We start from the raw sequence: 12,775 nt of genomic DNA, 5'->3' as shown, positions 1-12,775 counted from the left end.
CCTATCGTATTACTTCGTTGTGGTGCTCATGACCATCATGTTCATGTTCGTCATGTAGAGGCCACAATTGATGCGAATTAAGCAATAGTAGTCCGTAGCTCTCAGCATAATCAACCTTGGCTTGATCGACTCGACTACGTGCTTCAATTAATTGTTGTGAGTGTAACAATAACTCATTGAGACTCAACTCACCTAGCTTATAAGCCTTTTGCATCAGACTATGCTGCTGTTGTAGTTGCAGCAAATTCTGCTGTGCCTTGTTGTAGCGAACTGCCGACGACTCCATTTGCGTAGACCAATACTGTGCTTCTTGACGCAAGCGGTTCTCCACGCGACCAACTTCATAATCGGCCTTGCGTGCTTCAGCGGCGGCCATACCTGTTGCAGCACGAACATGACGGCTCGACAATGGTATTGATACCGTTACCCCCATTAGATTTTCCACGCCCGATTGTTCTCGACTGTAGCCAAATCCAATTGTTGGATCAGGAATTTTATTGAGCTGTTCACGCTTTAATAAAGCATGCTGTTGCTCAGCCTGAGTACGCACCAGCTCTAACTCATGGTTAGCCGATAAAATCTGCTCAACCCACTGGGCTTGTGTCTGTGTGATCGGGCTAACTTGAATCACATTACTGTCCCATTGTTCAGGAATAGTACCGCGATAATCGCGTGCTAACAGTTGCTTTGCTTGATAGTAACTTGCTTTGGCTTGCATGTATTTTTCTTCAACTTGGCTATATTCGTTATTGAGTAACATCAACTCTAAACGCGGTGCATCACCAGCCCGAATACGCTGTTCAGTCATGCCCATATATTGATGGATTTGCTCAAGCTGTTCTTGCAAACGGTTAAGTTGCAAGGATGAACGCATATAGCTAAACCAATTGGCCAATAAGACCTTGGCTGCTTCATGTTTGGCATCTTCATACTTTAACTCAGCTATACTCAAGCCACGCTGTGCCAAGTCTTGATCGAGTTGATATTTATTAGGTAAGCGGATCTGCTTTTCGACCCCAAAACTCGGTTCATAGCTGTTTGATTTTGTTTGGTCTGGCTGTGCATCGGTCTTACGCAGTTGCATACCTGCACGTACAGTCCACGGATGTTGTCCCAGTTTCAGTCCTTGGCCAGCAAAGTTGGCATAGTCTTGATCAGAGATTGCTGCACGTACACTCGGATGCTCTGCCAAACTTAGTTGTACAGCAGCCGAAGGTGGCAAGACAGCATCAAGACTCGGCTCAGCCCAACTGCTCTGTGCCCAAAGGAAACAACACCCCAAACCCAAGCAATGACATAACTTGCTCAGTAAAGTAGGTTTGGCGATGAGAGTAGATTTAAAATGAGATGTCATTAGTCCAGTACTCCTTGGCTTGCATAGCCAGAGGTCAACGTGGGGAGTACCCAGTAGAAACAGTCGCTTGCTTTAAATTTTTGCTTAATATGCTCTAAAACCAAAGAGACGGAAGCTTGCGGTAAAATCATCAAGATTAGGTTACGCTCAGTCGCTCCACGGATTTTTTCTTGCACATTGCGATAATGCTGACGACGACCAAAGCCGCGTGCTGGCACACAAGTACAGCCTGTGACCAGCTCAGGAATTAGCCAGAGATGGCTCATCAATTCTTCGACAATATCACTCGACACATTAATAGAGAGTTGGCACATTTCAGTCATGATGATCTCGCGCTAAACCAAATTTTTTAAACAGATTGGGTAACAAAATCAAAGTCAACAAAGTACAAGAGATCAGGCCACCAATCACCACAATCGCCAGTGGACGTTGAATCTCAGCCCCAGGCCCTGTAGTAAACAGCAATGGAATCAGACCTAATGCTGCAATACTGGCTGTCATCATCACTGGACGTAAACGGCGCATCGCCCCTTCACGCACCACTTCTTCGATCTCAATACCTCGGGCAATCAACTGGTTAAAGTAACCAATCATCACTAGACCATTTAGTACGGCAATGCCCATGAGCGCAATAAAGCCCACCGATGCAGGTACAGACAGATATTCACCTGTGATGGCTAAGGCCACTACCCCACCAATCAAGGCAAAGGGAATATTGGCAAAAACCAAGACTGCTTGGCGTACCGAACCTAAGGTGGTAAACAACAAGAAGAAAATCATGGTCAATGCGGCTGGCACCACCAACATCAAGCGCGCTGCGGCACGTTGTTGGTTTTCAAACTGGCCGCCCCATTTCAAACTATAGCCTGCGGGTAATTGGACTTTTTCCGCCACAGCTTGTTTGGCTTCATCAACAAACCCGACCAAGTCACGATCGCGCACGTTAGAACGCACTACTGACATCCGTGACGCATTTTCACGATCAATCTTCACTACACCTTCGGTCTTAACCATTTCGGCCAAAGACTGTAGTGGTACTGCCGCAGCATTTTCCACAGGTAAGGCAATATTGGATAAGTTAAAGCTAGATTGACTTAAAGCAGGATCACCTTTCATCATCAATGGGACAGGACGCCCCTGCTCAATAATCGAACCAATCTCTTTGCCTTCAATCAAGGTCTTAAGCTGTGCTTGGATGTTTTGGCTATCGAGTTGATTGCGCACTGCCATATCACGGCGTACACGTAGCTCTTGATATTGCACCCCAGAGTTTTCCAAGGTCATGACATCTTCACTACCTTCAATCCCCTGTAAAATCCCTGCGATCTGTTTAGATAACTCATTGAGTTTATCGAGGTCTGTACCAAAGATTTTTACCGCAAGGTCACCACGTACCCCAGAGAGCATCTCGGACGTTCGCATTTCAATGGGTTGACTAAAAGTGAGGTTCACCCCAGGAACATCGACCAAAACATGACGAATTTTTTCTAAAATCTGTTCCTTGCTTTGACCCTTCCACTGATCTTGTGGTTTAAGCACAATAAAACTATCCGTTTCGTTTAAACCCATTGGGTCTAGTCCAAGTTCATCTGATCCAGTACGTGCCACAATACGTTTAACTTCAGGTACTTGCTTTAAGATGCGCTTTTGAATATCTAAGTCCAGCTCAATCGAGTTTTGCAGGCTAATCGAAGGGATTTTTTCCAACTGTAAGATGGTATCGCCTTCATCCATGGTAGGCATAAAAGATTTACCAATGAAAGGAAAGATCAACACCGCCACCAGTAAGGCAGCACCTGCCATAACATAAACTTTTTTCGGATTGGCAAGGCTCGCATTTAAAATTTTGCTATACCCTGCCTCTAGTTTACGCACCACAAACGGAGTGTGGTGAGCTTGAGACTTGAGGAAAAAAGAACACAGCACAGGAATAATCGTTAAGGAGAAAATCAATGAGCTCGATAGCGCAAAGACGATTGTTAAAGCAACAGGTGAAAATAGTTTGCCTTCCAGACCCTCAAGGGTCATGAGTGGAATAAACACCAACATAATGATGATCATCCCTGCTGTTACAGGCACCGACACTTCACAAACTGCACGGTAAATCACATTGAGTGCTGGTAAAAACGAACGATGTTTGGACTCATGCGCATCAGCCAATTGCATCTCAATATTTTCCACAACCACTACGGCAGCATCGACCAACAGACCAATCGCAATGGTGAGTCCTCCTAGAGACATCAAGTTGGCACTTAAACCAAACTGACGCATCATAAGAAAAGTACTCAGTGCCGAGAGTGGCAAGATTGCAGCGACCACCAAGGCCGAACGCAAATTTCCCAAAAATAACAGCAATAAAATCAACACCAAAACAATGGCTTCAAACAGTGTCTTACTCACAGTATGAATAGCACGATTGACCAACTCACCACGGTCATAAAATGGCTCAATGGTGGTGCCTGCAGGTAAGGTTTTTTCAATCTCTTGTAGGTGCTCACGCACATGTTGTACCACTTGTCGTGCATTGGCCCCTTTTAAACTGAGCACGATACCTTCAACCGCTTCGCCTTGACCATTTTCGGTTACTGCACCATAACGGGTTAAAGCTCCCGTATGGACGGTTGCAACATCTTTGACCTGAACCAAAGTCCCTTGATTGTTTGAAACAATAATATCGCCTAATTCTGCCAAGTTACTGACGCGACTATCACTACGAATCAACAGCGATTCGCCGTTTTCATTGAGTCGTCCTGCACCATCACTGGCGTTATTAAGTTCAATGGCTTGTTGTAACTGATTAAGCGATAAACCACGCGCCGCCAAAGCATCTAAGTTTGGTGTAACTTCAAAAGTACGCACCAAACCGCCCAAGGCATTCACATCGGCCACACCCTCAATTTTACGCAGCTGTGGACGAATTACACGGTCAAGTAACGTGCGTTTTTCCATATCGCTGAGTGGGCCATGCAAAGTAAACATAAATGACTCACCCAACGGTGTGGTCATCGGTGCAATCCCCCCCGAAGCACTGCTTGGCAATGCAGACATGACTCCACTTAGGCGTTCATTCACTTGTTGTCGAGCCCAATAAGGATCGGTTCCTTCAGCAAAGTCTAAAGTAATGATGGCAATGGCATATTTGGACTGTGAGCGCAGCACAGTTTGATGAGGAATCCCCAGCATTTCTTGTTCAATCGGCACCACAATCCGACTCTCTACCTCTTCGGGTGTCATGCCAGGTGACTTCATCACAATTTGAACTTGGGTACTTGATACATCAGGAAAAGCATCGATGGGGAGTTTGGTAAAGGCCAGATAACCCGCCACACAAACTGCAAGCCCGATCAATAAGATTAAGATGCGTTGGCTCAGTGAAAATGCAATGATACGTTTCAACATGTGCTTAGCCTCATTGCGCTGCGGCAGTAGGTGCTTGCTCGGCACCAAAGCCTGACCAAACCGCTTTGAGTCGTTCAACACCACTGATGGCGATATTCATACCTGGTTTTAGTGCAGTTGCGGTGATGTAGCTGTGTTGTTGATTATTGCCCACCACTTCTACGGGTATTGCAGCAAAACCATTTTGGTTGTGCACAAAGACGATGTTTTTACCCTCTTTTAAAGTCAGTGCTGTGCTTGGTACAGTCCAAGCCGCTCTTGCAGTCGGGTTATGACTTTGTAGCTGCGCTTTCACAAACTGTTGCACCTGTAGACAGCGATGATTAGCATTCATCTGCACAATCACATTTTGCGTTTGAGTATTGCCTGCCAGTGCAGGGGCAATTTTTTGTACCTGACCTGTGATCTCACAGCCTTCAACTTTGACACTGTCCCCAATGTGAATATATTGGCTATCTGCCAAACTGGCTTGCAATACCAACTGTAAAGGCAAGTCGCTATTTACCAACTGCCCAAGTACTGCACCTGTTTCAACATACTGACCTGCAGAGACTTGTAGACTTTCAACGCTACCGCTGGCAGGGCTTTTCACATAGACCACCGAGCTTAGGCCATTGCCACTATTGCCACCCATAAACTGCAACATACGTTGTTTTGCCGCAAGGTCTATACTCAGTCGTTGCATTTGGTTTTGCGCTTCTTGCACCCTTTTTTCCGCAATAATTCCTTCAGCAAACAGTTTTCTTTCCCGCGCCAAAGTCTGCACAGCTAACTGTTGCTGTGCTTGAATTTGCAAAATGTCATTTTGAATTTGAATGAGCTCTGGACTACTGACCGTCAGTACATTGCTATTTCGTGCAATGGTTGCCAAAGGTTGTACCAATACTTGCTGAACCACACCAGAGACTGGGCTAGTCAACACCACTTTACTTGTCGGTGACCACTGTGCTTGACCTTGTAGAGCCAAAGTCGCTTGTATATCTGAACTGGGTTGGCCCAAACTTTGTAGCTGTATCCCAACCTGCTTGATTTGTTGGGGAGAGATTAAGATCTGATTGCCTGATGGATCGGCGCTGATCGCAGCTGTTGTCTCATTTTCTACAGCTGCTGTCTCTTTATTGTTATTTGACAGTAAGCGACTGCCCAACCAAATCGCAACGATGACCACAGCCAATGTGCCAATGGCAAATAACAGTTTTTTATTACCCAGTACACTTACTTGCTGACTCACTAACCTCACCCCCGAAAAGATTTTCTCAACGAGGGTAAAATTAACTTCTTAAGATCGGATTAAGATTGACCGCTCTCACTCATGATTCTTTTGGTCACTTAATAGTAATTAACCGAGTTGCTGTGCTTCAGCTTGCAACCACTCAACCACTTGTACACACTCTGCATCCGCTTTTTTTCTTGTCAGTGCATAAAAACTATAATCACAATAAACAAAACCAAAAGGTGCAATTATTCGTCCACTTAAAATCTCTTTTTCAACCAAGAGTTGAGGGGCAATTGCCACGCCTAAACCAGAAACAGCAGCCTCAACCATTAAATTGAGACGATCAAAATAACGTTCATTTTTGACTTGTGTGGTTGTAATACCAAGTTTATTCATCCAAATACTCCAAGCATTGCGGTTCGATTGGGTATGCAATAAAGGAGCATGAAAAATATCTTCAATTTGAGTTAAAGGATAGGCTGTAGCATTACAAATAGGCCCCATATAATCTGGAAATAAAATTGATTGTTCTATGCGCTGTGGAAGGACAGTATCAGATTTTAAACTGCCAATAAAAATATCTATTTTTTCGGTTTCTAATAACTTGTAATCATCACAAGTCATCAATTTAATCTGCACATGAGGGTGAGCCGACTCAAATTTTTCTAGACGTGGTATCAACCAATTGGCCATAAAACTATGTGCAGCACCAATCACAATTTCCACATCCACAGCTTTACGCGTTAGATCGGCAATACATTGCTCCAAATCATTAAAAAAGTTAGAACAAATCGATAGTAGCTGTTCTGCCTCTGGGGTCAATGAAATCGTAGAAGCATGTCGAATAAACAATTTACGATCGAGCCATTGTTCCAACAATTTAATCTGATGACTCATGGCACTGTGTGTGACACATAACTCGTCAGCGGCCAAACTAAAACTTTGATGTCTCGCCACCGCTTCAAATGCCTTAAGTGAATTTAAGGGAGGTAGTTTTTTACGCTTCATAGCTGTGAATTTTTCTAACATCTCAAGGTTAAAATATATCAATTATCAAGGCAATGTAAGTCCTCTAAGATAAAAGCCATTGCAGTTCTTGAGTAAATAAGATGACAACATATATTGGTGACGGCCCAGACGTATCGGGTTTTTTTGGTTCATTTGGTGGCTGCTATATGCCAGAAGTACTCATGCCTGCATTGCAAGCGTTGCAACAAGCATGGGAAAACCTTCGTCATCAACCCGAATTTTGGGATGAATATAAACGCATCTTAACTGATTATGTTGGTCGTCCAAGCCCACTTTTCTTTGCAAAAAATCTAACAGCATATGCAGGTGGAGCAAAGATTTATCTCAAGCGTGAAGATCTTAGCCATACAGGTGCGCATAAGATCAATAACTGCGTAGGACAAATCTTACTGGCAAAACATATGGGTAAAACCCGCATCATCGCGGAAACAGGTGCAGGCCAACATGGGGTTGCTACAGCAACGGTATGTGCACTGTTTAAAATGCAATGCACCATTTATATGGGTGAAACCGACATTCGTCGTCAGCAAATGAATGTTGATCGCATGCAACTGCTTGGTGCCGAGGTCAAAAGTGTCAGTGAAGGTCGTGGCACCTTAAAAGATGCCATGAACGAAGCTTTACGGGACTGGATTAATCATGCTGACGACACCTACTACTTACTCGGTACAGGTGCAGGCCCACATCCCTATCCGACCATCGTTAGGGAATTTCAGAAAATTATTGGCATTGAGGCAAAAACACAAATCTTGCAACATGAAAACCGACTTCCTGATGCCTTGGTCGCTTGCGTTGGTGGCGGTTCCAATGCTTTGGGGCTGATGCATCCTTTCTTACCCGATCTTGATGTCCACATGTACTGCGTTGAAGCGGGTGGTAAAGGCTTACAACACGATCAACATGCGGCCTCAATTTCAAAAGGTAAAGTGGGTGTATTACACGGCAATATGACTTATTTATTGCAAGACCCTGATGGGCAAATTATTGAAGGTCATTCAATATCAGCAGGATTAGATTATCCAGGGGTTGGTCCCGAACACTGTCTACTCGCTGAATCAGGTCGTATCAACTATGTTGCTGCTACTGATGATGAAGCTGTGCAGGCCTTTCAAATCTTAACACGACAAGAAGGCATTATCCCTGCCTTAGAAAGCTCACATGCCGTTGCCCATGCCCTAAAACTGGCGAAGACCATGCAGCCTGAACAAATTATTATCGTTAACATCAGTGGCCGTGGTGACAAGGACTTATCCACTGTCAAAGCCTATCTTGCAGGAGCAGCCCAATGAATCGTTTAACGCAAAAATTGAAACAACTCAAGCAGCAACAGCAAAGTGGTTTAGTCTGTTACTTCACTGCAGGTGATCCAGATTTCTCTGCAAGTGTTGATTTATTCAGTCAGCTTGGTGCTGCAGGTGCAGATATTATTGAGGTTGGTGTTGCTTTTTCTGATCCCGTCGCAGACGGAGAGGTGATTCAAGCGGCACATGCCCGTGCCTTAAATGCAGGACAAACAGTTGCTAAAACCGTAGAACTATTACGTGCTGTACGAGAAAAAGATACCAAAACACCTATGGTACTCATGACTTATCTCAACCCGATCTTGCAATATGGCATTGAAAAACTGGCTGCGGAAACAGAAAATATCCTTGATGCGATCCTAATCGTAGATGCGCCACTCGAATATCAAACACAGTTTAAATCGGTGCTTGGTGCAAAAAACATCCAATGCATTTCTATGGCAGCCCCAACTACACCTGCCCCACGCTTAAAACAGATCGCCGCGCAAGCTGAGGGCTTTTTATATTATGTTTCGGCTACAGGCTTAACCGGAGGTAGCCTAAAGATCGCACAACTGGAAAAACGCCTTGAACAAATCAAGCCCGTGTTTGACGTTCCTGTTGCAGTGGGTTTTGGTATTAAAAATCAAGCTCAGATTCAAGCACTGAACCATAAGGCCGATCTAGTCATCGTCGGTTCAGCTTTGGTGGAGACTTTTGCTCAACAAGGCCTCGCCGCCACATTGGCTCAGGTGCAAGACTTTGCTTCGGCGCTAAAGAACCCTTGAAAAATGCATAAGGCTCAGGTCATGGCTCAGCCATGACCACCTTAACGCCAATGTTTTAACTTGGAGGTTTGACCAATACCAACATTAAAGCAGTTGCATGGGTCGAGTTGTTGATAATGTTGTTTAAGTGCAGGTTTGGCTAAATATAAATGCCCAACATTATGTTCGGCTGGATACTCGGCCCCACGTTGGTCAAGCAGTTTCCACATAGCATGCTCCATCGCCATTGGATCTACACCTTTTTTCACAATATAGTCCTGATGGAAAACATGACATAAAAAATGCCCATAATACAGTTTGTGTACCATCGCTTCTTCAAGTTCGGCAGGTAAATGCTCTAACCACTCTCGATCATTACGTGCTAAAGCAATGTCTAAAGCCACAATATCTTCAACGTATTTTCTATGTGTGTCGCGGTATCGAATCGCAGCGCCTGCAATTGCAAATCGATGCAAAAATGCTTTACGCCCTTCTTCTGCTGTACAGTGAAAATAATCACCATCAACCATACCCTGATGTTCTGTAGCCTTAAAATACTGCGTTAAAAATGCTTCGACTTGTGCCGCATCTCGATCTTCAACTCTTAAAATCAAATGATGTTCATAACGGTCACGAAATTGATTCATTCGCACTGGTAAATGCATTGGCATCCATTTACTCACCATTTGTAGAAATCGATCAGTAAAACCCGTCATTCCCCATTTGCTTAATACACCATCAACTTTATCTTTAAGCGCAAATGCTGCTGGTACCTTAGCGGTGCCAAACTTTTCAATAAACATAAAGGTGTCTTTACCATACTCAGCACCAATATCGTAGGCAGTCCGATGGACGTATTCACCTGCGATGGGTAAACGAGGTAAATCTGTCAAAAGGAAACGACGTATTGCGGTTAAATCATCTTGTTGGTTACTACCAATATAAAAAACTTGGCTCGCTAACTTTTCAAAACTGTCCAAACGTACTGCAAACACACAAACTTTACCTGCTGAACCAGAGGCCTCAAATAAACGACTTGGATCGGCATTAAATCGTGCTGGCGTATCTGCATCAACCTGTGTGACATCATGTGCATAACGCGGATCTGAGGCATGACGAGATGTGTCATTGTGAATATCGTTTTGAGTAAAATTTTTATGTTCTAAGTTATTGAGAATCTGCTCAGGTGTATCACCCAACTCAATTCCCAAATGATTGACCAATCGTAATTGCCCTTGCTCATCTACTTGAGCATACAATGCCAATTCAGTATAGGCTGGGCCACGGCGCACCAAAGCCCCACCCGAGTTGTTACATACGCCACCAAGTACCGATGCACCAATACAAGATGAACCAATCACCGAATGCGGTTCCCGATCATAAGGTGCTAGCTGTTTTTCTAGTGCGTCTAAGGTTGCCCCAGCTAAACACAAAACTTGTTCACCTTGATTAATCACATGAATGACTTGTAAACGTCGAGTGCTCATTAAAAGAATTGGACGATCATAATCATCGCCAAAAGGGGTAGACCCCCCTGTTAATCCGGTATTGGCAGCCTGCATCAGCACAATACAATCTGCGGCAATTGCGACTTGTAGCACTTGCCACTGTTCTAATAAGCTCCCAGGACTCACAACAGCGAAGACTTTACCTTCGCCAAAACGTCGCCCTTGTCGATAAAGACGTGTATCTTGATCTTTGGTTAGAACATAACGTGAACCAACGATTTCCTTTAGCTGTGCCAAAGTCTGTGCTGAATCAAATGCTACCGACATCGAATTAACTCCCTAACGAATCTTCAACTTAAGCACCAGTTGTTAAACTACGCTCTAATTTCACCAAGCAATCTGAGCTAATATCTGCAATACGATTTGCACCTGTTAGCGTCATCGCCACACGCATTTCTTTATCAATCAGTTCGAGTAGATTGCTTACCCCTTCACCACCAGCTCCTGCAAGTGCATAAACAAAAGCACGACCAAGCATACAAGTGTCGGCACCGAGCGCAAGCATACGAACAACGTCTAGACCGCTACGAATACCAGAGTCAACAAGAATCTTTAAATCCCCTTTTACTGCATCTGCAATAGGAGGCAAGGCACGCGCTGTAGATAAAACACCATCTAACTGACGACCACCATGATTAGACACCACGATTCCATCTGCACCAAAAGCAACGGCATCTTTGGCATCTTGTGGATCTAAAATACCCTTGATCACCATAGGGCCGTCCCATGCTTCACGAATCCACTCTAGGTCTTTCCATGAAATTGATGGATCAAAGTTATTACCTAACCAACCAATATAATCTTCTAAGCCAATTTCTTTGCCTAAGTATTTTGAAATATTCCCCAAATCATGTGGACGCCCTAGAAGCCCCACATTCCATGCCCAATGAGGATGCATGACAGATTGCATATAGCGACGCATCGCAGCATTAGGACCACTCATACCTGAATGGGCATCACGATAACGCGCCCCAGGCACTGGCATATCTACGGTGAACACCAATGTAGAACAACCAGCAGCTTTTGCTCGATCTAAAGCATTACGCATAAAGCCACGATCACGCAGTACATAGAGTTGAAACCACATTGGACGAGAAATGGCAGCAGTCACTTCTTCAATGGAGCAAACAGAAACCGTTGAAAGTGTAAATGGAATTCCTTTTTTTTCTGCAGCTACTGCCGCCTGAACTTCACCACGGCGCGCATACATACCTGTTAATCCTACAGGCGATAATGCAACAGGCATGGAAAGCTGTTCATCAAAAAGTTTGGTACTTAAATCTAGACTCGACATGTCATTGAGAACACGTTGTCTTAGTGCGATTTGTGCAAGATCCTCAACATTACGTTTCAGGGTCTGTTCGGCATAGGCGCCACCATCAATATAATGAAATAAAAATGGAGGCAAGCGACGACGAGCTGCCTCGCGATAATCTAAAGCAGAAGAAATAATCATTCGTCTATCCTCGTTAAACGACTAGCACGTTGCTGACGTGCAACGGCCTCATCAATATTGCGTACTTGTTGAATAATAAATTCGATATGTCCACACACCGCTTGACGTGCAGCTTCTGGATCACCACGCTCTATCGCTTGCATCACCACCCAATGCTGATCCTGCAACTGACCAAAATGTTTTGCTTCGCTGTATATTTTGCGACGTGCCAAAGCAACATTATGCTGTAGTAAATCAAATAGGCTACGCATCATTTGGATCAGCACCACGTTATGAGATGCTTCTGCAATGGCTAAATGAAAAGCAGCATCAGCACGTGCTGCTTCATCGTCATTACCTTGACTTTGGCTAGAGGCAATACGTGCATAACAAGCGCGTATTTTTTGTAGGTCTTCTGGTGTTGCGCGTTGTGCTGCATACCATGCCGTGCCCCCTTCCAAAGTGCCGCGAGCTTCTTGTACATCAAAACGATAATCTGGGTCAGCATCAATCAACCAACTAATTGGCTGAACAATACCTGACTCAGACCAATGCGTAGGCAACTTTTGTAAGTAGCTCCCAGCCCCAACTTTGGCTGTTAAAATCCCTTGACTGATCAAATGCTGCATCGCTTCTCGTAAACTCGCACGGGATACTCCCAAAGTTTCACATAATTTACGCTCAGCAGGTAATCGATCACCAACTTGTAATTGTTGGTTCTCAATGAGCTCACGTAGCTGATACAACACTTTTTCAGAAACTTTCATGGTCTTTTATCTCAATATCT

Annotated in this window: 10 protein-coding genes; 2 read left to right on the top strand and 8 right to left on the bottom strand. The window is 44.3% G+C overall.

From position 1 onward, the window contains the following. Window position 1 precedes the first annotated feature (1 nt). From RFH42_RS13775 to RFH42_RS13755, 5 genes are all read right to left on the bottom strand, one after another. Window positions 2-1,354 carry a TolC family protein gene (locus tag RFH42_RS13775; protein ID WP_308976297.1) on the bottom strand — a complete coding sequence of 451 codons (1,353 nt, stop codon included), beginning with the start codon at window positions 1,352-1,354 and terminating at the stop codon, window positions 2-4. Beyond that, on the bottom strand, window positions 1,354-1,677 hold the full coding sequence (locus tag RFH42_RS13770; RefSeq protein ID WP_308976296.1) for a DUF3240 family protein: 324 nt from the start codon (window positions 1,675-1,677) through the stop codon (window positions 1,354-1,356). The genes RFH42_RS13775 and RFH42_RS13770 overlap by 1 nt, the downstream gene beginning before the upstream one ends. After that, complete coding sequence (locus tag RFH42_RS13765) at window positions 1,670-4,753, bottom strand: efflux RND transporter permease subunit (RefSeq protein ID WP_308976295.1); 3,084 nt, start codon at window positions 4,751-4,753, stop codon at window positions 1,670-1,672. Before RFH42_RS13765 ends, RFH42_RS13770 begins: the two co-directional genes overlap by 8 nt. 10 nt (window positions 4,754-4,763) lie before the next feature. Then, the gene (locus tag RFH42_RS13760; RefSeq protein WP_308976294.1) at window positions 4,764-5,984 is read right to left on the bottom strand and encodes an efflux RND transporter periplasmic adaptor subunit; all 1,221 of its coding nucleotides are present in this window, start codon (window positions 5,982-5,984) and stop codon (window positions 4,764-4,766) included. A gap of 108 nt (window positions 5,985-6,092) precedes the next feature. Beyond that, complete coding sequence (locus RFH42_RS13755) at window positions 6,093-6,977, bottom strand: LysR substrate-binding domain-containing protein (RefSeq protein WP_308976293.1); 885 nt, start codon at window positions 6,975-6,977, stop codon at window positions 6,093-6,095. A 101-nt stretch (window positions 6,978-7,078) separates the two neighbouring features. Between RFH42_RS13755 and trpB the strand changes: the two genes are divergently transcribed. Together trpB and trpA are read left to right on the top strand one after the other, a co-directional pair. Continuing rightward, window positions 7,079-8,287: a tryptophan synthase subunit beta gene (trpB, locus tag RFH42_RS13750; RefSeq protein ID WP_308976291.1), complete on the top strand. Its 1,209-nt coding sequence runs from the start codon at window positions 7,079-7,081 to the stop codon at window positions 8,285-8,287. Next, on the top strand, window positions 8,284-9,066 hold the full coding sequence (gene trpA / locus RFH42_RS13745; protein ID WP_308976290.1) for a tryptophan synthase subunit alpha: 783 nt from the start codon (window positions 8,284-8,286) through the stop codon (window positions 9,064-9,066). Before trpB ends, trpA begins: the two co-directional genes overlap by 4 nt. A gap of 41 nt (window positions 9,067-9,107) precedes the next feature. Here the strand turns inward: trpA and dld are convergent, their stop codons facing one another. From dld to lldR, 3 genes are read right to left on the bottom strand one after another with little or no spacing between them, the layout of a single operon-like run. Next, a complete protein-coding gene (dld, locus tag RFH42_RS13740) occupies window positions 9,108-10,820 on the bottom strand; it encodes a D-lactate dehydrogenase (RefSeq protein ID WP_308976289.1) in 1,713 nt (570 codons plus the stop codon). Between the two features lie 28 nt (window positions 10,821-10,848). Beyond that, the gene (gene lldD / locus RFH42_RS13735) at window positions 10,849-12,009 is read right to left on the bottom strand and encodes an FMN-dependent L-lactate dehydrogenase LldD (RefSeq protein WP_308976288.1); all 1,161 of its coding nucleotides are present in this window, start codon (window positions 12,007-12,009) and stop codon (window positions 10,849-10,851) included. Next, the gene (lldR, locus tag RFH42_RS13730) at window positions 12,006-12,755 is read right to left on the bottom strand and encodes a transcriptional regulator LldR (RefSeq protein WP_308976287.1); all 750 of its coding nucleotides are present in this window, start codon (window positions 12,753-12,755) and stop codon (window positions 12,006-12,008) included. Before lldR ends, lldD begins: the two co-directional genes overlap by 4 nt. Between the last annotated feature and the right edge of the window lie 20 nt (window positions 12,756-12,775).

The organism is Acinetobacter rudis (genome assembly GCF_031157835.1).
In the GTDB taxonomy this organism is placed as follows: domain Bacteria; phylum Pseudomonadota; class Gammaproteobacteria; order Pseudomonadales; family Moraxellaceae; genus Acinetobacter; species Acinetobacter rudis_A.
The sequence above is the reverse complement of the archived record's forward strand: the minus strand, read 5'-3'. Positions and strand labels throughout refer to the sequence as shown.